The sequence below is a fragment of the Streptomyces sp. NPDC085900 genome (assembly GCF_044540925.1).
GTDB lineage: Bacteria > Actinomycetota > Actinomycetes > Streptomycetales > Streptomycetaceae > Streptomyces > Streptomyces gilvifuscus.
Map to the genome: position 1 here is coordinate 49,316 of NZ_JBITSP010000017.1, position 19,621 is coordinate 68,936.

The following is a 19,621-nucleotide window of genomic DNA, read 5'->3' on the forward strand; positions in this document are numbered from 1 at the left end:
ACCTCCTCCGCCTCCTGCTCCCGCCCGGACCGCGCGAGCAGGACGCCGAGGTTGTACGCGGCGCCGGTGTGCCCGGCGTCCATGGCCCGGCGATACGCCTCCTCCGCCTCCGCACTCCGCCCCGCACCGGCGAGCAGGACGCCGAGGTTGTACGCCGCGTCGGCGTGCCCGGCGTCCATGGCCCGGCGATACGCCTCTTCCGCCTCCGCACTCCGCCCCGCACCGGCGAGCAGGATGCCGAGGTTGTACGCGGCGTCGGTGTTCCCGGCGTCCATGGCCCGGCGATACACCTCCTCCGCCTCCTGCTCCCGCCCGGACCGCGCGAGCAGGACGCCGAGGTTGTACGCGGCGCCGGTGTGCCCGGCGTCCATGGCCCGGCGATACAGCTGCTCGGCCTCCGCACTCCGCCCCGCATCGGCGAGCAGGACGCCGAGGTTGTTCGCGGCGTCGGTGTTCCCGGCGTCCATGGCCCGGCGATACAGCTGCTCGGCCTCCGCACTCCGCCCCGCATCGGCGAGCAGGTCGCCGAGGCCGACCGGGGCGTCGGTGTGGCCGCCGTCCATGGCCCGGCGATACGCCTCTTCCGCCTCCGCACTCCGCCCCGCACCGGCGAGCAGGATGCCGAGGTTGTACGCGGCGCTGGCGTGGCCGGCGTCCATGGCCCGGCGATACGCCTCCTCCGCCTCCTGCTCACGCCCGGACCGCGCGAGCAGGACGCCGAGGCCGACCGGGGCGTCGGTGTCCCCGGCGTCCATGGCCCGGCGATACGCCTCCTCCGCCTCCGCACTCCGGCCCGCACCGGCGAGCAGGACGCCGAGGTTGTACGCGGCGCCAGTGTGGCCGGCGTCCATGGCCCGGCGATACACCTCTTCCGCCTCCTGCTCCCGCCCCGCCTCATCGAGCAGGATGCCGAGGTTGTACGCGGCGCTGGGCATGTGCTCGGCGAGGGGTTTCCATGCGGCTTCGGCCATGTGGGGGGCTGGGCTGTAGGCGTGGACGCCGATGGTGAAGCGGTCTGCGTAGTCGATGGCATGGTCCACAGCTGTCTGCCACACCTGTTCGTGAATGGGGCTGGTGGTGTGGTCGGGGAGGTAGTCGAAGACGTTCCAGGCGTCGGGGTCGGTGGTGGGCAGGAGCAGGCTGGTGGCGCCGTAGCGGAGGCGTCCGGCCCAGGCCAGGGCTTTGTCGAGGGGTTCGGGGCGTAGCAGGGGGTCGTTGGGCAGGTAGTGCTGGTGGAGGGCGGCGAGTAGCGAGGTGGGGTAGGGCGGGCGTAGGCCGGTGCGGGAGAGGTCGACGGCGGCGGCGACCAGGGCGGCGCCGCGGGGGTGGCCGCCGGGGCGGGTGGCGTGGCGCCATTCGGTGAGCAGGGCGGGGCCGGCGGCGAGGTATTCGGCGACGCCGTAGGGGCCGTGGTGGGTGACGGCGTCGATGATTCGTGGGTCGTCGCTGTTCTGAGCCCGTGCCAGCTCATCTTCGCTCCAGCGGCGCTGGAGGTGGAGCGGTTCGGTCTGTCTGAGGACGCGGGTTCCTGTCCCGGATGGCTGAGGGCCGGTGGAATCTTCCGAGCGGTTCTCGGTGGTGGGCGAGTGAAAGGTTTCGTAGTGGCGCAGCTGCATGGTGGCCAGCACCGGTGTTCGGAGCCGCACCAGTTCGGCCAGAATCCCCGTCTCCAGCCCGTCGGGAGTGAGAAAGCGTTCGAGGTCATCCAGCCACACCACGCACCGCACCGAGGTGGTGGCCACCACCTCCACCGCGATGACCAGGTCCGGCCCGGTGTCCGGGGCCAGCACCCGGTAGCCGACGAGCGCTTCGCACTGGCGCACGGCATGGTGGGCGGCGCGGGTCTTGCCCGCGGTCGACTCTCCCACTATCAGCACCAGTCCGCCGTGCTCCGTCGCGTGTGCCAGATGGGCCCGCAGCTCGGCGTCCTTGTCGCGTGTCAGGTACGGAGGCACCGCATTACCGGCATCGTCGGGCCGAGCCCGGTGGGCGCCGGCTGCCAGCACGTCCCACTCTTCCACCAGCGGCCAGCGGCGCGGATCCTGGAGATAGCCGGGCACCCGCACCCCGGACGCGCTGATGATCACCGGCCCCTTGATGTCCCGCGCGGTGACCACGACCTCCTGCTGGCCGCCGGATACTTCGGTGTGAACATCGCCGCTGCCAGAGGGGTTCACGGGCACAGCAGGACTTTCAGTCGCCGGATGTACCGGGCCCGTCAGATTGCCCCGGCGGCGGGGGCGGGCTCGCCGGCGTGCCGAAGTGCAGTCCGCCGGCCACGTCGCGGGTGGTGACCACCGTGCCCTGGTTGCCACCCGAGATGTGGGTGGAGACGTTGCCCGCTCCGGTGCTCGCCACCGCCTGCTGAGCCTCTTGGTGCCAGGCATCCAGTGCGGCGGCGAAGCCGGCGTCCATTCCGGCCCGCGCGGCGAGCGCGGCCGACAAGAGCCGTGCCCTGTGCTCGTTGGCGGGCTCGCCTTCCAGCGCCGTCAGCTCCGCCTGGGCCGGAACCGGCTCCAGCTCACCCGAGGCTGCGGTCTCTGGCCCCGCGTGCCCGCGCCATCGCCGCACCAGGGTGACCAGGCTCTGCCAGGACTGCCCGCCGGCGGCCCCCGCCGCGCCCGTGGCCAACGCCAGCAGCAATGCGGCCGATACCGGCTCCATGACCAACCCCCGTGTCCGACAAGCCCGTTATCGCAGCATCTTAGAGCTTCGGACCGTCGGCGAGCCTGCGTTGAACAAACACGCTTCCCCAATGCGGCATGCACCAGGACGTCCTCCGTCTCGTGCGGATGACATCCGCGATGCGAGCTGGAGCCGGAGCCGACCGTCCTCTTCTGACGATCGGGTCCAGGTTCCGTCGGAGACCTGCGGTTGCCGCCGGAGGCGGCTCCTTGGCCCCGCAGGGGTGGGCCCGCGCCCGAAGGGCGCTTGAAGGGGCCCGGCGCGCAGCGCCTGCCCGAAGGGCAGAAGGAAGCCGCCCGTGGCCGAAGGCCACTTCAGGGGGCGGCGTTTCCGCTGGTCCGCCCCGCGCCCGCAGGGCGCTTGAGGGGGCGGACGCCAGCCGCTTGCGGCTGTCCTTTACCGCGCCTCGCGGCCCGTCCTGTGGACGGGCCGCGAGGGGTGGGTGTGCCGGACCCGACCCCGGGTCCGGCACATCTGGTTACAGGCGGGGGAAGAGGGCCCGTGCCGCCATCGGGTGGTGGTGCAGGCGGTGCAGGAAGTCGACCTGGAAGGCGCTGCGGGCGGCGATCTCGTCCACGCGCAGGTCTCCGACTCCCTTCTTCGTCTTGACGATCACCCCGTCGATGATGCTGATGCCCGCGCCTCCGAGGTCGGAGAAGACGTTGGTGCGCAGGTGGAGGTAGACCTGTCCTTCCTGTTCGGTGATGGTCACCGCGTAGGCGAGATCGGCCAGCGGATAGACGTGCGTGGCGCGGGAGCGGGCGACCGGCCCGGACAGGACCTCGGGGCGCAGGGCGCGCAGGTAGTGCGCGAGCGCCGCGCGGGTCCCGGCCCGCAACGGCACGTCGATGCTCTCCGGGTCGAACGGGCGGACGGCCGGGCGACGCCACATCCCGGCCGTGCCGGTGGTGCAGGCGCGCATCACCTCGTCGTACATGTTGCGCAGCTTGCGGTGGATGTAGTCGATGTCGGCGTTGAGGTCGGGGTCGGTCAGGCTCTCCCACCCTTGGGGCAGCAGGAACTGCGCGGTGGCGGTGGCTGTGTGGGTGGACAGCATGGGCACGGGCCGCAGCACCCGCAGGGCGTCGCGGTCCACGATGTCCGCACTGACCAGCGCCCCCAGGACGGACGCCTCCTCGACGATGCGCCGGGCGCGGACGGTGTTCAGGCCCGCCACCCGTTCGGCACGCGCGCGGACCTCCGCGCGCTCCTCGCGGGTGCGGCCCACGAGGTGGGCGTGGAAGCGCTTCTCGCCCTGGATCGACTCGCGGTCAAGGGTGCTGGGGTCGTAGCTCCACGAAACCACCGGGCTCAGCTCGTAGGCGCGGCAGTGCTCGGCGAAGCAGGCCGCGACCACGCCCAGCGCCTTGCCGAACTCGGGGGAGTGGTCGTGCAGTCCCGGCCGGTGCGTGGTCCCGGCGGACATCATCATCAGCTCGTACAGGGCGTGCGGGGAGCGCTTGTCGGTCAGCGCGTAGCCCTCGTCGGGAGAGACGTTGATGTGCGCGTGGACCTTGGTCCAGCCGTAGACGTCGCTCACGGTGCCCATGCGCTGAACGCCGTTGACGTAGCCGGGGTAGCCCTTGGCGGCGAGCGAGTCCACCACCAGGACCTCCTTGCGGCGGGTCTCCAGCGCCGTTGGCAGCAAGTGGTTCATCGGGTTCCCTTCCCTGGGTGATGTTGGTCGCCAGTCGGGGTGTGCCGCCCCTTCTGACACCATTAATTTTACAGCAGCCCGGCTCACTTTTCCATGGAAAACTGCAGGTCAGGAAGGGTTTTCGACCTTTCAGCCGGGCGCGGCGCTGGCGGGCTGTGGGGGTGGCGGTAGCGGGCCGCGGAGAGGGCGGAGATGGCTGGTCCGGTGCGCGCAGCTTGCTGCGCAGGACCAGCCACCAGGCCGGTGAACGCGCCGAAGGCGCCCGGCCTGGCGTCCCGCGCTCGCGCGGGATGGTCTGGCGGTGAACGCGCCGAAGGCGCCCGCCAGACCACCCCGGAGGGCCGCCAGGCCCGCAGGGGCGTCTCCGCCCGGCCGTGGCCCGCTACCGCCACCCCCACCGGGCCAAGAGGGCAGTCGCCAGACGCACCCCGGGGTCGGCGATCCGGGGTGCCTGCCCGGCCGGGCTGCGCCTACGCTGGCAGCGGAGCCGTCCCAGCGGTCATCCCCCGTACCGCTGGGACGGCTTCGACGCGTTCGGCCTACACCCCCGGCGATCCCCCGGTGGAAGGCATGCCGGGTGACCTGGACGCTGCCCGACCCCGTGCTCACCACGGCCGTGCCGGGCCCGGACCTGCCAGCGAGGTCAGCCGCCGCGCCGTGATGGGCTGGTCTCGGCACCGGCCCGCCGGCTGAGCGACCATCTCAAGCACCACTCCGTCCACGCGGCCGCCCGCAACCGCGACGGCATGGTCTTCGCAGCGAGTTGCAGGACCGCTTCCCCGCGCATGGACACCGCGCACGACTCATTGATGCGAGGGCGGTATGGGGCGCACGGGATGGATGCGGCCACATCGAGGAGCCGCGCCTCCCAGTCACGAACAACGCGGAGCTGCGGATGAGCAACGAGAACAAGATGCTGACGGTGCTGGTCGTGGTCTTGGTGTTCGCGATGGTCAGTTACATCGCCTTCATCCACCCGCCGCTGGGCATCGCGCTCGGCGTGGGTGTCGCCGTGGCGACGATGGTGTGGCTGGTGCTGCGCGACAAGTAGTACGGCGGAAGGACGGCGAATGGCCCCGGTCTGCTGCGGACCGGGGCCATTCGCGATGTAGGGGCATTTTGAATGATCTTGTTCTGCTTTCCCCGGATCAGGCGGCGTGCTTCGACTCCTGCCGTAGCAGGGCCGTTCCCGCTACGGCAGAGAGGTCGACGAACCATGACAGCAGGACCCATGGAACGCGGGATGGGCGATCAGTCGCCGCCGCGTGCCCCCACGCCGGCCGAGGGGGAGCCGGGGGTCGTAGTGCCGCCGACCTTCCGCCCTCCGGCCGCGCCGGAGGCGTCAAGCAGGCCGTTCCCGCACCAGGAGTCGTACGGTCACGCCATGGCGGACAAGGCCACCACCGCTGCCGAGCGACTCCACCAGGAGATCAGCCAGGAACTATGGAAGTACCGGGACCGGCTCCGCGGCCATATCTACCTGGACGGCTACCGGCAGCCCGACTTGTCGGTACTCGAGAGCGACACACATACGCGCTACTACAAGGCGCGGGTCAAACCGGGCTTCAAGTTCGTGAGTTCCACCCCTTGGCCGCTGCTGAAGAAGTGCTACGACTACGCCCGGCTGGATTTCCACCGCCAAGAGTCGCGCCAACCCGAGCCGATGGAAGAGCTGCCGTCGGACGACAGGGACACCTCGGACTCAGCGGTGGACCGGGTGATCCTCAAGGAGGCGATCAACGCCTTTCTGGAGAGGAACCTGCCGGACGAGCGAGAGCGAGAGATCTACCGGTTGACCCACATGGAGGAAATGGGGCCGGTGGAGATCTCCAAGAAGCTCGGGATCGACCGCAAGACCGTCACGACTCGGCTGAAGAAGGCGGAGGTACGGATGCAGTCCCTCCCGCCAGGCGAGCTCGACACCCTGCGCTAGGCCCTCTCTAGGGAGCACGGCCCTCCCCGGCCCAGACCGTGCTCCTGTGAGGAGGCCTCAGCAAGGGACGGCAAGGGCTTCCTACGCGACACAGAACAGAAGAACAAGAACAACGAGACAAGGAAGAAGGACACTGTGCGAAAAAACGCTCACGATGTCCTCGTGGAGCTCCTGCGCGAGGAGTCTCGCGCCGAGCGCCCGGAGGGGCAGTCGCCCACTCCTCAAGAGTGGGAAGCACACATGGAGACCATCGAGGCCCGCGCCACGGCCTCCGTCGACACCGAGGAGCCTGCCGGCATGGGGTCTACCGTCGCCGAGGCTGCGCCACAGGAGTCCCGGGGCTCATCCACCTGGGTTCCCCTGGTGGAGCATTCGTTCGCCTACACAGGGTTGACCCTAGTGCTCGCGGCGAGCGCCGTACTGATCGCCGTCGCTATGCCGTTCGGCGCCGCCGCCGTGACGGTCTTGACCATCCTCGCTGTTGTCGCCGTCGCCGTCTGCTTCGTCATCACCTGGCTCAAAGTGAACGCTGGCTTCGACAAGCACGGGCGAAACGCGCCCGAAGGAGTTGTAACGATCCTAGGGAGGCTGCAGCGGCATTAGATGGGGCAGCGACTAGGAGGGGCAGCATGGCGGTGCTTCCGCGCCGTCCGCCGTCGTTGCACCAGCTTCCACTAGCCGTCCCGGCCCCCTCGCAGTCTGCGAGGGGGCCGGGACCCTTTTTGCGCGAGAGGGGCGCCGGCGGACCCGCCACACCAAGCACAGCAAGCGGGCGCTGTACCACTGAACTACGTCCCCCACGCAGCAACTTGGGTAATACTGTCCACGGCGCTACCTCCAAGCTTCGGAGCCCGCAATGGGGCTCCATTCATGGAAACAAGGAGGTAGAGACATGGAGAACCTTGCCATGGTCTTGGTGCTGGTGCTGCTGCTCGTTCTTGCAGTCCGCTGAGCCCCGCTGCAGTCGGCACGCCCTTCCAGGCGTGCCGTTTCTGCTGTCAGAAAGGTTCACCCCCCGTGCTCGCTCGCGCCAGGAGCAACAACCTGGCCCGAGGGGCCTGCCGACAGGACCTTCTTCTCCTCGGCCATCTTCTTCTGCTGTCGCTGTAAATGCTTCCGCTCACTCGTCCCCTCTACAGGGCAGAACGGCCGCCGCCCGAACGGATTCGGAAGCAGCAGCTGGCCGCAGTCGGGAGAGGCTTCGCAATGGATCTGGTCGCCCCCACCGGGCCAAAGAGGGCAGTCGCCAGACGCACCCCGGGGTCGGCGATCCGGGTGCTGGCTGGCCGGGCTGTGCCTACGCTGGCATCGGAGCCGTTCCAGCGGTCATCCGCCGTACCGCTGGGACGGCTTCGACGCGTTCGGCCTACACCCCCGGCGATCCCCCGGTGGAAGGCATGCCGGGGTGACGTGGACGCTGCCCGACCCCGTGCTCACCTCGGCCGTGCCGGGCCCGGACCTGCCAGCGAGGTCGGCCGCGGAGCCGAAGTGGGACGGCTACCGCGCCCAGCTCGCCCGCCGCGGCGACCATGTGCTGCTGCGCTCGCGGCACGGCACCGACATGACGAGCGCGTTCCCGGAGATCCGCGCCGCCGCCATCGCGCAACTGCCCGAGCAGACGGGCCTGGACGGCGAGCTGGTGGTGTGGGAGGCGGGCCGGCTCGCCTTCGAGCTGCTGCAACAGCGCCTGGCCCGCCGCGGCGCCGGCGCCACCCACGCCGCCACCCAATGGCCCGCGCACTACGTCGTCTTCGACCTGCTCCACCTCGGCGACACCGATCTCGCCTCCTGGTCCTACGCCCGCCGCCGGGCCGCCCTGGAAGGGCTGTTCGCCGATGCCGGGATGGGCGCGCCGTTCACGCTGTGCCCCTCGACCACCGATCCCGCCACCGCCCACAAGTGGCTGACCTGGGCGTCGGTCGGCGTGGAGGGCCTGTGCTTCAAGCGGCTTGACGAGCCCTACCGCGCCGGAGCCCGCTCCTGGACCAAGTACAAAGTCCGCGAGACCGCCGACGCGATCGTGGGCGCGGTCACCGGCCCCGTCACCGCCCCCAGCACCCTGCTGCTGGGCCGCCACGACCGTGCGGGACGGCTGCGCTACACCGGACGCACCACGGCCCTGACCCGGGCCGCGTCGGCCGACCTCGGCCACCTGCTGACCCCGGCCGTCGGACCGCACCCGTGGACGGGGCGGACCTTCTCGGCCGGATGGCACACACGCGAGCCGCTCGACGTCGCGCTCGTCCGACCGCAGCTCGTCGTGGAGGTCGCCGTCGACGTGGCCCGCGACGCCGCCGGCCGGTGGCGTCACCCCGTACGCCTGCACCGCCTGCGGCCCGACGTGGCCGCCGCCGATGTCGCCCCCTTCGGGAGCCACGGCTGAACCGGCACCGAACCGGCCTCTCGGCCGCCGCCGAGGAGCTGCTCGGCGGCGCGGCTACCGCGGCCGCCGTGTGAACTCCGCCACAGCGCGTGGCATCTGCCGCGGCGTCACCGGTCTGTCCTGACTGCCCAGCACGACACCGCACATCGGGCCCCCTCCACCGCCGTCACCAGATCTTTCAGCTGGTCACAGCTCTGGACGGGGCCCTTGTCGCGCTCCAGGGGCGGGAGTTGCGCCGCTAGGTCCGCCGCCGGTCAAAGTGCCGTCGACACCCCCCGAGCCCTCAACTACCGGCCCTCGGGGCGCTGTCGGGCGACAAGCCCGAGACCTAAGGGGCGAAGACCGTCCACGCTCCGCCCGCTGTCACCCACCTCGTAAAGGAGACACCCATGTCGACCCCCGCAGCCTCCGGTGAAGACACCCCCCGCACGACCTGGGTCACCCGGCTCGCAGCCTGCGTTCCCCTGGTCTTCGCCGTGCTCTGCACGACCGCGCTGAGCGTCTACCTCTTCTGCCCCCACGCCCGGACGTTCCTGATCGACGTCGCCACGATCGTCCAGGGCGTCGCGGTGGTGGCGGCCCTCATCGGCGGCCTCTTCACCGGGCGGCGGCCGTGACCCGACAGCAGATGGCCGACGGCGTGCCCGCCCGGGCCGACGCGGGCGAGCCGGGTGCCCTGGCGGCCGGGGCGGGCACCGGCACGGGCGGCGCTCTGCGGAGGTCAGCGTTTGACGCGGTTGCGGACGGCGAGAACGGCCAGGCCCAGCAGGACGGGCTCCATCAGACGGGAGGCCATCTCGATGTACGTGCCGGCGGTGGTCAGGTCCTGGCCGGAGGAGCGGAACACCACGCTGTTGAGGGTGGTGTTGAGGGCCTTGTCGAACCGTTTACCGGTGAACCGCTGCCCGGTCGGGTTGCGGGGGTCGTCCTGGTCGATGGTGAAGGTGACCTTCCCCCCGCCGGCCGGGACGATGCCCGTGGCCTGCTGCTTCGGACTGTCCTGGGCGAGACCAACGCCCATGAGCAGCAGGATGGTGGCGAGCATGGCCACGGCCAGCCAGCCCAGCGCCCGGGAGGCGCGCAGGCCGTAGCCGGACAGCAGCCAGTAGCCGTGCAGCAGCCCGCGCTCGGCCCGCGTGCTGCCGATCCGGTCGTGGCGACGCATCTCCATCTCGCCGTAGTAGAAGTCCGCCGCGCCCGGCTCGTCCTTGCCGTCCTCGAACGCCTTGCGCAGCGCCCGGTAGACCGGCGCCAACTGCGTCGGCCCCACATGGTTGACGCCGGACGGCGCCGCGCTCCACCCGGGAACCGCCCGGGGCCTGCCCGCGCGCCAGTGGTGCTCCTCGGCGAGGATGCGCCGCTTGGTGAAGCGGGTGGGCAGACCGTGCCGCCAGTGTGTTCCGGAGGGGCGGGTGTCGAAGGGGCACCATCCCTCCATCCGGATCTGGTCCAGGTGCACGGTCCCGGTGAACAGGCAAGCCGTTAGATCGATGTCGGACAGCACCAGGTGCGCGGCGTCCACCCCGCGCAGGGACGCCATGCGGACACCCGCATCGCGTACACGCAAGAGGTGGGGCAGTTCTGACATCGGCTGTCCACTGAACGAGGTGAAGGGAGCGGGCTCAGCGGCGATGGTGAGGGGGTACTCGAATACCGCGTGCGCGAAGTCCACCGTGGCGTAGCGCAGGCGGATCTCCGCTGTGGATGACCAGCGCGTGCGACGGCACTCCAAACGGTGCGTAGCCAGTGAGAGGGTCACCGGGCCGCCGAACGTAGCGCCGGACAACACAAGCCACCCAGCGCACACCAAAGGCCCGACCGCGTCAGCCTCCTTGAAGGTCGCCGACCTGAACACGGCGAGACCCTCGAAGGTCGCCGACTCGAACACGACGGCGCTCTCGAAGGTCGCCGCCCCGAACCCGGCGGCGCTCTCGAAGGTCGCCGCCCCGAAGCCGGCGACACTCTCGAAGGTCGCCAACTCGAACACGGCCGCACCCTCGAAGGTCGCCAACTCGAACTCGGCGAGACCCTCGAAGGTCGCCAACTCGAACCCGGCGGCACCCTTGAAGGTCGCCGACCCGAACCTGGCGGCACCCTTGAAGGTCGCCGACGTGAACATGGCGTCGTCCTTGAAGGTCGCTGACCCGAACAGGGCAGCGCCCTTGAACGTCGCCAACTCGAACCAGGCGTCGCGCTTGAAGGTCGCCGACTCAAACTCGGCGACACCCTTGAAGGTCGACTCGAACACGGCGTCGCTCTCGAAGGTTGCCGACCTGAACCAGGCGGCATCCATGAAGGTCGCCGCCCCGAACTCGGCGGCACCCTCGAAGGTCGCCGACTCGAACCCGGCCTCGCCTAAGCGGGGGTTGCCGGTTGCGGGGTCACGGAGGGCGTTGAGGAGAGCGTCCAGGAGGGATGCGGTGAAGGTGGTTCCCCGGTGGTCGAGGCTGGCACCGGGAGTCAGGCCGGCCAGGTAGGCGTCGCGTTCGGCGTCGGCCAGGTGGGCGAGGCACACGGTGTGGCCAGGGACGTGGATGCCGCGGCAGCCGACCGGATCTTGTGCTGTGGCGCCCTCTTGGCAGTACGGCCAGGGCGGGGCTTCGGGGGGCGTCATGCCCGAAGGACGGTTGACGACAATGCCTCGGTTGCATGCCCTCTCGGTACCGGCTCGCCGTCACCGACTCCTAGAGATCACTTACGGGGCAGGCTCCGGGTCATCGTTTGATCTTGGCGCACGGAGCACCGTCAGCCCGGTTGAACTGGATACACAACCAGGTGCCGTCGGCGTATTGGTGAGGCCTCTTCCCCCAGTTCCAGCTGACGTCAACGAGCGCGCCGGCCCCGGCGACCACTCCGAAGGAGAGCTTCACCAAGTCGAAGAGCGTCTTCGCGTCGAGCTTCGCGCTGGTGTCGATCTCCTGGAAGTCCAGCAGGTACACCAAGCCGTAGAAGACGCCTGCGGAGACCAGGACCGCGGCCATGAAGGTGACGGAGAGCGCCCGGCCGACCTTCCATAGCCGCAGCTCTCGATCGTTTGCGGTCGATCGCGGCCGCCGGTTCAGTGCCATACCGGGGGAGACACGGCTTCGCGATCTGCGGTTGCAGCGGGCGAGAGGACTCGCGCTCCCGTTGTGCCGAAGCAACGGTTGCCGCACGAACCGTCCTGCATGTTGTGTCGACACAACACGCTGGCGTGCGGCCCAGGTGCATCGTCACGTTCTCTGCTGCATCGCGGAGTTCGGGCGCACAATGATCTTTGGTGCGTGCGTCGCGTGTCGCGTGAACCCAAGGGAGGGCACACCATGACGGAACCCGTATCGGCCCTGCAGAACATGGAGACGGCGACCTGGTCGCCGGAGGACGGCACGGCCTACGAGGTCGCGCTGGAGGGCATCAACCACGTCGTCGGCGCGTACTCCGGGCTGATCGCCGAGGCAGAGGCCGCGGTCGACACCGAGCGCGCGGAGCAGCTGGCCGCCGAGCAGCGCCGCTGGTCCGCCCGCCGCAAGAGCCTCACCCCCGCTGACCGGGCCGCGGTCGACGCGGTCACGGCCGAGTGCGCCCAGCTCCTGCAGCAGCTGCGGAGAACGGCGTGAACGAGGTCGACCGGAGCCTGCACGTCCTGTCCGACGCGGAGAACGAGCGCATCTTCCGCGAGCGGATCGTGCCCAACGAACTCACCGGGACACCGCAGGACCAGCCGATCGCCATCTGTAGGTGTCCAGGTTGATGTTGACGGCTTCGCCGCGGCCCGCGAGCGCCCGGGTCGCCAGCGTGGTGATCGACGTCTTCAGCCCTACCACCCGAAGTTCGACGCGCTGATGCGCGCGGACGACACCACCGCCGGCGCCTACACCAGCATCGACGGGCACAAGTGGATGGAAGCGGCGGAGGCCTACGCCATCCGCAGCCGGTTCGACAGCGTGCTGGAGTCCGCGATGCGCGACCCGCGCGACTTCGAGGAGCCCGCCGCACGGCTTCGGGCGGGCGGCTACCGGGTGGAGGTGCCGGTGGTCACGGTGCACGAGTCGATGAGCCGCTTAGGGGCGCTGGACCGCTACCTGCAGCAGGTCGAGGCCTTCGGCCAGGGCCGGATGATCGACCGGGCCATCCACGACGCCTGCTACCGCGGCGTGGTACGGGCGAGCGCCGGTATCGACGAGGACCGGCTCGCCAACTCGGTGTTCGTGGTCCGCAGAGACGCGGCCGTGGTCTACAGCAACCACCTCGACCACTCCGGCGCGTGGGTGCGCACGCCCGGCACACCACAGGCCGTGACCGGGGAACGCGACCGGCCCTGGACCGAGCAGGGGTCCCTGCTGTTCGCCGCCGGCGTCGCCCGCACCCGCCAGAGGATCGAACAGCTTCCCGGGCCAGACCGCGCCGAGTCCCTGCGAGAGCTGGAGGCGATCGCCGAGCTGGCCCGCCCGCTCGTGCATCCCGTGGCCGACACCGCCGTGCACCGCGCGCTCGGCCCGCTGTGGTCGTCTACGGCGGCGAAGCTGCCCGCCGTCAGCGTCTCCGCGGCCCGCGGCCGCTTCACAACCGTCACGCGCGGACCGGCCGCCGAGCCGGGAGCGAGCCACGGCGCTCCCCCGCGGACCGCAGGCACCACGAGCACCGACCAGCCCCAGCGCCGCCGCAGCCGCTAGGGCGTCTTCGGAATCCGCTGCACGCGGGTGTCCGGCGAGGCGGGCGGCGCAGCCGCCGTAGGCGTGTTGGTCGGCGGCGTGCACGGGAAGTAAGTCAAGGCGCCCAGGAAGCGGGCCAGTGGCCACATGCCGTGGCAGATTGCGTGGCGGTCAGGAGAGGAGGGCGGCGAAGGCGGCGGTGATGGTTGCGGCGAGGGTGACGACAGCAGCGAAGGTGACAGCAGCACGGCTGAAAGCGGCGGGGTACGTGGCACCGTCCATACGGGCGAGTTTGCCCGCACCGAAAGCGGCCAGCGCCGAGACGACGATCACGAGCGCGGTGGTGAGGAGGACGACGGCGACGTTCACGGCAGACTCCCTGCAGAGGATGGGGTGTTGACATGGACGAAGGTCTCGGAAGCGGTGCGCGCCATGGTGCGGCGGGACAAAGATGAACACCGGCGAACACGGCACCACCGGGGGCAAGCAGTGCATGACGAACAGAGTGGCCACACTCCGGAGTCAGCTCTGGCCGAGCTGCGCGCAAGATTGGAGGACGGACTGGCCCGGGCCCGGTTGACGAAGACGGACCTCGCCGCCCGGACTCGCCTGGGCCGCACGACCGTGCAACTTGCGTTCCAGACCAATGGACCGGTGCCATCGGCACAAACGGTGACAGCGCTGGCCAACACGCTGAAACTGCCTGCGGGGGAGCTGCTGGCGCTGCAGCGGGTCGCGGCTGGCGGCGGGAATGGTGAACGGTCCGGCCTTGGTCGGCCGATCGGCCAGTGGGATCCGCACGCCTTGGAGGTCCACCCGGCCGGTACCGTCCAAAACGGTTTCGGCTTGCCGAACCAGCGGATACTACCCGGCTATGTTCCTCGAGAGCACGACCGGATCCTGGCGGAGACGGTCCGGGAGGCCGAGCAGGGCCGCAGCCGGATGCTCGTGCTGGTGGGTGAGTCCTCGACAGGGAAGACGCGGGCGTGCTGGGAGGCCGTGCAGGCGCTGGCGAAGCAGGGGTGGCGGCTGTGGCATCCCTTCGAACCCACCCGGGCGGAGGCCGCGCTGGAGGGCCTGCACCGTGTCGGCCCGCGCACGGTGGTATGGCTGAACGAGTCCCACTACTACTTCGGCGACCTGACGGCCGGTGAGCGGATCGCTGCTGCCGTGCACCTCTTACTGACCAGTCCGCAGCGCGGACCGGTCCTCGTACTGGGCACTCTGTGGCCCGGTTACGTCAAGCAGTACACCGCTCTGCCGGATGCCGGCGAGGCGGATCCGCACAACCGGGTTCGGCACCTGCTCGCTGGACGCACCGTAAGCGTCCCCACCGTTTTCGACCCCCGTGCTCTGGACGCAGCGACTGCATTGGCCGAGGCTGGCGACCGGCTGCTGGCAGAGGCCCTCAACCGCGCCCGCGCACACGGACGCATCACGCAGGACCTCGCAGGAGTCCCCGTGCTGCTGGAGCGATACCGCACCGGCAGCCCGGCCGCCAAAGCACTCCTGGAAGCGGCGATGGACGCCCGACGCCTCGGCGTCGGCCTGCACCTGCCACAGGCTTTCCTCACCGACGCCGCCCCCGACTACCTTCACGACACCGACTGGAACCAGCTCACCGCCGACTGGGCAGAGAAGGCATACGCCGAACTCGCCGAGCAGGTGCACGGCAAGCAGGCCCCCTTGAGCCGGGTCACCCCCCGGCCGCAACGGCGCCCACCCGGCCCGTCCACACGTGCCGACGCCCTCTCATCGCGGCCGTTGGGTCCGGTATTCCGGCTCGCCGACTACCTCGAACAACACGGGCACACCACCCGCCGCCACCTGTGCCCGCCGGCCTCCTTTTGGCACGCGGCCCACACCCACCTCACCAACCCTGATGATCTGTACAACCTCACTGGGGCAGCCCAAGTACGGCACAGACTGCAGTGGGCCCACCATCTCCGACTCCGCGCTGCCGACCACGGCAGCGCCGACGCTCTGTCGTGGCTTGCCCTGATGCGGGAGCAGGTTGGGGACTGGGAGGGCGCCAAAAGCCTCCACCAGAAGGCCGCCGACCACGGCGACACCCGGGCACTGTTGTGGCTGGCCCAGCAGCGGGAACGGTCCGGGGACCGGGAAGGCGCCGAGAACCTGGCCCAGCAGGCCGCGGACCACGGCGACACCCATGCACTGTCGTGGCTGGCCCAGCAGCGGGAAAAGGCCGGGGACCAGGAGAGCGCCGAGAACCTGGCCTGGCAAGCCGCCGACCACGGCAACACCCAGGCACTGTGGCAGCTGGCCCAGCAGCGAGTGCAAGCGGGGGACCGGGAAGGCGCCGAGAACCTGGCCCGGGAGGCCGCCGACCACGGCGACACCCAGGCACTGTGGCAGCTGGCCCTGATGCGGGAGCAGGCTGGGGACTGGGAGGGCGCCAAAAGCCTCCACCAGAAGGCCGCCGACCACGGCAACACTCAGGCACTTTGGCGGCTGGCCCGGCAACGAGTGCAAGCCGGAGACCGGGAAGGCGCCGAGAACCTCTACCGGCAGGCCGCCGACCTCGGCGACAGCCAGGCACTGTTGTGGCTGGCCCAGCAGCGGGAAGAGGCCGGGGACCGGGAAGGCGCCGAGAACCTGGCTCAGCAGGCCGCGGACCACGGCAGCACCCATGCTCTGCGGCAGCTGGCCCAGCAGCGGGAGCAGGCCGGAGACCGGAAAGGCGCCGTTAACTTCTACAGGAAGGCCGCCGACCACGGTGACACCCAGGCACTGTTGTGGCTGGCCCAGCAGCGGGAACGGTTCGGGGACCGGGAAGGCGCCGAGAACCTGGCCCGGGAGGCCGCTGACCACGGCGACACCTTTACGTTGTCGTTCCTCGCCGCGCTGCGGGAACGGTCCGAGGACTGGGAGGGCGCCGAGAACCTGTCCCGGCAAGCCGTCGACCGCGGTGACACCCAGGCACTGTTGTGGCGGGCCAAACTGCGGGAGGAGGCTGGGGACCGGGAAGGCGCGGCGAGCCTGGCAATGCGGGCCGTCAACCACGGCGACACCCATGCGATGGCGTGGCTGGCCCGGCTACGGGAAGGGTCCGGGGATCGGGAAGCTGCCGAGAGCCTGGCCCGGCAAGCCGCCGACCGCGGCAATACCCATGCGCTGTTATGGCTGGCCGAGCTGAGAGAAGCGGCTGGGGACAGAAAGAGTGCCGAGACCCTCTACCGGCAGGCCGCCGACCACGGCGACATTGACGCGCTGTTGTGGCTGGCCCGGCTGCGGGAACGGTCCGGGGACCGGAAGAGCGCCGAGACCTTTGCACGGCAAGCCGTCGACCACGGCGACACCGATGCGCTGTCGCGGCTGGCGCAGCTGCGGGAGCAGGCTGGGGACCGGGAGGGAGCCGAGACCCTCTACCGGCAAGCGGCCGATTGCGGCGACACAATCGTGCGGGAGTACCTGGACGCGTTCGCAAGGCTGTGGCCATATGGCCTGGACCCCGATGGCACGCCGACGCCCTGCTGGTAATGATCCACGCGCTACAGGTCAGCGCTTGGGCAGCCGATCGCAGCCAGCTGAAGGGATTACAGGAGGGCAGCTCACGGTCTTGTTGTCCACGGACAACAAGACCGGTGATTCGCGCGATGCCTCTGCCGACGCCGACCCGTCTGAGGTGTCGTTGTCCGCGGATAACAAGTCACCGGCCATCACTCCGCTCAGGACCACTCCTTCCTCCGTGCGAGAGATGGAAGATGTCTTCCGGAGCTGATTCCAGGTCTGTCGCCCGGTAGCGCATGACGCAAAAAGGGCCCGGTGGTCCACGGATTCGCCGTGGACCACCGGGCCCTTTGGTGTTCTCAACTGCTGCGCGCCGCGCAGATCAGCGGTCATCTTCCTCTGGGGTCTGGGTGTAGCGGATGGGCTTGCCCAGACGGGTGGCGTAGGCGATCTCGCGGCGGGTGCTGTCGCCGATGTAACGGTTCGGGTTGACCACGAGGACCTCGTCAGCGAGGTCGATCTTCCTGAGGTGCAGATCGTCGAGGACGGCCTTGAGGCGGTCAGCCTGCCGGGGGTCGGACCACAACGCGTGCGCGCTTTTCATGTCACAGCCGGGAGCGAGAACGATCCGTCCGGCCGCGGTCTCGTACGAGTTGGCTTCGGCGAGGGCGTCCCAGTAGCGGGTGGAGCCGCACAGCACGACGATCGTCGGGCGCGGGGGAGTGGGCTGGGTGGTGTCCTGCATGAGCGTGGGCGTCCTTTCCAGGAGCGAGAGGGGGCACCGGGGCGGCCGGATGTGGTGGTCAACGACCGCCCCGGGGGCTGGGTGGTGTCGCCGTCGGTCAGCGGATGAGGCGGGGGAGGGCGGCCGGGATGCTGTGGCAGTCGACGGGGGTGTCGGTGTGGGGGGAGCGGCCGTGGGTGGGGCGCAGTTCGTCGAGGATGTCGATGAGGGCGTCTTCGGTGTCGAGGTGGATGTCGACGTATCCGTGGCCGCAGGTGCAGGGCACGATCAGGGTGAGCACATCGCGGGCGCCGTCGGCTTCGCTGATGTGCAGGGTGTGGTGCAGCCACAAGCCGCCGTCCAGCCAGGCGACCGCGGACGGTTCGAAGCGGCGGCCGGTGTCGTCGGTCCAGGCCGGATATCCCTGCCAGTCCAGCACCTCCAGCACGACAGCGAAGGTGTGGGGGTAGGCCTGGTAGATGTGGTGGGCGGCCGCGGTCTGGGCGTCGTCGCGCTGCTCGTCCTCGTCAGGGCCGGTGGCCTGGGCGGCGAGGTCCAGCAGAACGGCGAGCGGGGAGTCCGCCGCGTACGCGGGCGCGGTCGGCAAAGCGGTGAGGGCCATGGGTGCTCCGATCGGGATGCGGTGGGTACTGGGGACTGGCGGCCCGCCCGTTTGTGGGAGTGCGGGCGGGCCGCCGCGGTGCGCAGGGTCAGCGGACGGGCAGGGCCGGCAGAGCGGCGAGGTGGACGATGCGGTGCTCGCGGGCCGCAGGCTCGGCGAGCTGCTTGACGTGGTGGGGGTCGCCGACGGTGCCGTGCTCGGAGCAGACGACCGCGTACGCGGTCCTGCCCATGCAGCCGGATGCGGTATCGCGGGGCTTGCCGGACGGCTTGACCGCGTGGTCGCACGAGCTGCCGTCGGCGTGGCGGGGTTCGACTCGGATGGTGATGCGGGACATGAAGGCCTCCTGGGCGGTCAGCTGCTGAGGCGGATCGGCATGATCAGGCCCTTGAAGCAGTCGGCCTGGTCGGGGGCGTGCAGCAAGGCGGCTTTGGTGGGGCTGACCAGGTTGAGCTGCACGACCGGCCCGTCGATCTGCTGCAGGGTGCGCAGCAGCAGGTGGGGGCTGAAGGCGACCGTCATGGGGGTGCCGTCGAGGTCGGCGTCGACCTGGTCGCGGCCGCGGGCCTTGTCGTGGGTGCCGGCGCGCACGGTGATCTGCCCTTCGGCGATGTCGAGGAACAGGGGGTCGCCCTTGCCGAGCAGGGGTGTGAGGTGCTTGAGGGTGTCGGTCAGGGCCTCGGTGCCGGCGGTGATGACGGAGGTGAATTCGGTGGGGAAGAGCGTCTCGTAGTTGGGCAGTTCGCCGTCGAGGGTGCTGCCGGTGACCGACCGGCCGGGCACCCGGACCGCGAAGTGGGATGGGGTGAGGGCGAGGTCTGCGCTCTGGCCGGTGGCGGCGAGGATGCGGGCGGCGTCGCGGACGGCGTCGCCCGGCACGAGCACGGTGCCTTCGGTGAGCGGCCTGGTCTTGCCGCGGGCTTTGGTGGTGTGGGGTGTCCAGGGCAGTTCGGCGACGTGGAAGGCGTAGCGGTCGGTCGCGGTGAGCCTCAGGGTGGTGTCGGTGAGGGTGAACTGCACGCCGGTCAGGACGGGAATCGTGTCGTCGGTGGCGGCGGCCGCGGCAACCCGGGTGGCGGCGTCGGCCAGGGCGGCGGCGTCGGCGGTGCCGCTCGCGGCGGGGGCCTCAGGTGGGGTCGGGTAGTCGTCCAGGGGCAGGGTGGGCAGCTGGATGTGGGCGGTGCCGCAGGACAGGGCGAGGTCGGTGCCGTCCAGGGCCAAGGTGGTGGGCCTGGACTTGGGGAACGCCTTGACGACGTCGGCCAGGACGCGGCCGGGCACGAGCAGCGTTCCGGGCTCGGCAACCTCGCAGCCCTCGCCGGCGCGGGCGCAGCGGTAGTAGTCGAAGCCGGTCAGGGTCAGGGTGTCGTCGGCGGCTTGAAGACGCAGGCCGGCCAGGAGCGGGGTGGGCGGGCTGGTGGGGACGGCGCGCATCGCCCACTGCGCGGCATCGGCCAGCTTCTCGGTGTCGATGGTGAGCTTCATCAGGTCGTACGCCTCCACAGCATCGTGAAA

General features: G+C 70.3%; 18 protein-coding genes and 1 pseudogene. 9 read left to right on the forward strand and 10 right to left on the reverse strand.

The annotated features are described in order from the left end of the window. The 3 genes from ACIGDI_RS39630 to ACIGDI_RS39640 all read right to left on the reverse strand — a co-directional run. The coding region (locus ACIGDI_RS39630) for a tetratricopeptide repeat protein (protein ID WP_399907189.1) at window positions 1-2,183 on the reverse strand (2,183 nt) is incomplete at its 3' end. Between the two features lie 10 nt (window positions 2,184-2,193). Beyond that, window positions 2,194-2,664: a hypothetical protein gene (locus ACIGDI_RS39635; RefSeq protein WP_399907191.1), complete on the reverse strand. Its 471-nt coding sequence runs from the start codon at window positions 2,662-2,664 to the stop codon at window positions 2,194-2,196. Between the two features lie 499 nt (window positions 2,665-3,163). Further along, the gene (locus ACIGDI_RS39640; protein WP_399907193.1) at window positions 3,164-4,342 is read right to left on the reverse strand and encodes a hypothetical protein; all 1,179 of its coding nucleotides are present in this window, start codon (window positions 4,340-4,342) and stop codon (window positions 3,164-3,166) included. An 895-nt stretch (window positions 4,343-5,237) separates the two neighbouring features. On the opposite strand from ACIGDI_RS39640, the gene ACIGDI_RS39645 reads away from it, so the two are divergent. The 5 genes from ACIGDI_RS39645 (at window position 5,238) to ACIGDI_RS39665 (ending at window position 9,275) form a co-directional block, all read left to right on the forward strand. Continuing rightward, entirely contained in the window at window positions 5,238-5,393 is a 156-nt protein-coding gene (locus ACIGDI_RS39645; RefSeq protein ID WP_399907195.1) for a hypothetical protein, read from the forward strand. 333 nt (window positions 5,394-5,726) lie between these two features. Continuing rightward, window positions 5,727-6,275, forward strand: coding sequence for an RNA polymerase sigma factor (locus ACIGDI_RS39650; RefSeq protein ID WP_399907197.1), 549 nt, complete (start codon window positions 5,727-5,729; stop codon window positions 6,273-6,275). Between the two features lie 240 nt (window positions 6,276-6,515). Next, window positions 6,516-6,878, forward strand: coding sequence for a hypothetical protein (locus tag ACIGDI_RS39655; RefSeq protein ID WP_399907199.1), 363 nt, complete (start codon window positions 6,516-6,518; stop codon window positions 6,876-6,878). An 802-nt stretch (window positions 6,879-7,680) separates the two neighbouring features. Then, window positions 7,681-8,658: an ATP-dependent DNA ligase gene (locus ACIGDI_RS39660; protein ID WP_399907201.1), complete on the forward strand. Its 978-nt coding sequence runs from the start codon at window positions 7,681-7,683 to the stop codon at window positions 8,656-8,658. Window positions 8,659-9,047: 389 nt separating this feature from the next. Continuing rightward, the gene (locus ACIGDI_RS39665; RefSeq protein ID WP_399907203.1) at window positions 9,048-9,275 is read left to right on the forward strand and encodes a hypothetical protein; all 228 of its coding nucleotides are present in this window, start codon (window positions 9,048-9,050) and stop codon (window positions 9,273-9,275) included. A 104-nt stretch (window positions 9,276-9,379) separates the two neighbouring features. Here the strand turns inward: ACIGDI_RS39665 and ACIGDI_RS39670 are convergent, their stop codons facing one another. Together ACIGDI_RS39670 and ACIGDI_RS39675 are read right to left on the reverse strand one after the other, a co-directional pair. Further along, window positions 9,380-11,272, reverse strand: a complete 1,893-nt coding sequence (locus tag ACIGDI_RS39670; protein ID WP_399907205.1) for a pentapeptide repeat-containing protein — start codon at window positions 11,270-11,272, stop codon at window positions 9,380-9,382. A 100-nt stretch (window positions 11,273-11,372) separates the two neighbouring features. Continuing rightward, complete coding sequence (locus ACIGDI_RS39675) at window positions 11,373-11,726, reverse strand: hypothetical protein (RefSeq protein ID WP_399907207.1); 354 nt, start codon at window positions 11,724-11,726, stop codon at window positions 11,373-11,375. Between the two features lie 234 nt (window positions 11,727-11,960). Here ACIGDI_RS39675 and ACIGDI_RS39680 point away from each other — a divergent pair, with 234 nt between their 5' ends. From ACIGDI_RS39680 to ACIGDI_RS39690, 3 genes and pseudogenes are all read left to right on the forward strand, one after another. After that, window positions 11,961-12,254, forward strand: coding sequence for a hypothetical protein (locus ACIGDI_RS39680; RefSeq protein ID WP_399907209.1), 294 nt, complete (start codon window positions 11,961-11,963; stop codon window positions 12,252-12,254). Continuing rightward, complete coding sequence (locus ACIGDI_RS39685) at window positions 12,251-12,388, forward strand: hypothetical protein (protein ID WP_399907211.1); 138 nt, start codon at window positions 12,251-12,253, stop codon at window positions 12,386-12,388. Before ACIGDI_RS39680 ends, ACIGDI_RS39685 begins: the two co-directional genes overlap by 4 nt. Window positions 12,389-12,455: 67 nt before the next feature. Beyond that, window positions 12,456-13,310 (forward strand): annotated as a pseudogene (locus ACIGDI_RS39690) (zeta toxin family protein); the annotation flags it as partial. Between the two features lie 150 nt (window positions 13,311-13,460). Here the strand turns inward: ACIGDI_RS39690 and ACIGDI_RS39695 are convergent. Beyond that, window positions 13,461-13,658 (reverse strand): hypothetical protein, encoded by a 198-nt coding sequence (locus tag ACIGDI_RS39695; RefSeq protein WP_399907213.1) that lies wholly within the window; start codon window positions 13,656-13,658, stop codon window positions 13,461-13,463. A 24-nt stretch (window positions 13,659-13,682) separates the two neighbouring features. Here ACIGDI_RS39695 and ACIGDI_RS39700 point away from each other — a divergent pair, with 24 nt between their 5' ends. Then, window positions 13,683-16,790 (forward strand): hypothetical protein, encoded by a 3,108-nt coding sequence (locus tag ACIGDI_RS39700; RefSeq protein WP_399907215.1) that lies wholly within the window; start codon window positions 13,683-13,685, stop codon window positions 16,788-16,790. A gap of 352 nt (window positions 16,791-17,142) precedes the next feature. Here the strand turns inward: ACIGDI_RS39700 and ACIGDI_RS39705 are convergent, their stop codons facing one another. The 4 genes from ACIGDI_RS39705 to dnaN form a co-directional block, all read right to left on the reverse strand. Next, window positions 17,143-17,505: a hypothetical protein gene (locus ACIGDI_RS39705; RefSeq protein ID WP_399907217.1), complete on the reverse strand. Its 363-nt coding sequence runs from the start codon at window positions 17,503-17,505 to the stop codon at window positions 17,143-17,145. Window positions 17,506-17,602: 97 nt separating this feature from the next. Further along, window positions 17,603-18,106: a hypothetical protein gene (locus ACIGDI_RS39710; protein WP_399907219.1), complete on the reverse strand. Its 504-nt coding sequence runs from the start codon at window positions 18,104-18,106 to the stop codon at window positions 17,603-17,605. An 88-nt stretch (window positions 18,107-18,194) separates the two neighbouring features. Then, the gene (locus ACIGDI_RS39715; protein WP_399907221.1) at window positions 18,195-18,443 is read right to left on the reverse strand and encodes a hypothetical protein; all 249 of its coding nucleotides are present in this window, start codon (window positions 18,441-18,443) and stop codon (window positions 18,195-18,197) included. A gap of 17 nt (window positions 18,444-18,460) precedes the next feature. Further along, on the reverse strand, window positions 18,461-19,591 hold the full coding sequence (dnaN, locus tag ACIGDI_RS39720) for a DNA polymerase III subunit beta (RefSeq protein WP_399907223.1): 1,131 nt from the start codon (window positions 19,589-19,591) through the stop codon (window positions 18,461-18,463). Between the last annotated feature and the right edge of the window lie 30 nt (window positions 19,592-19,621).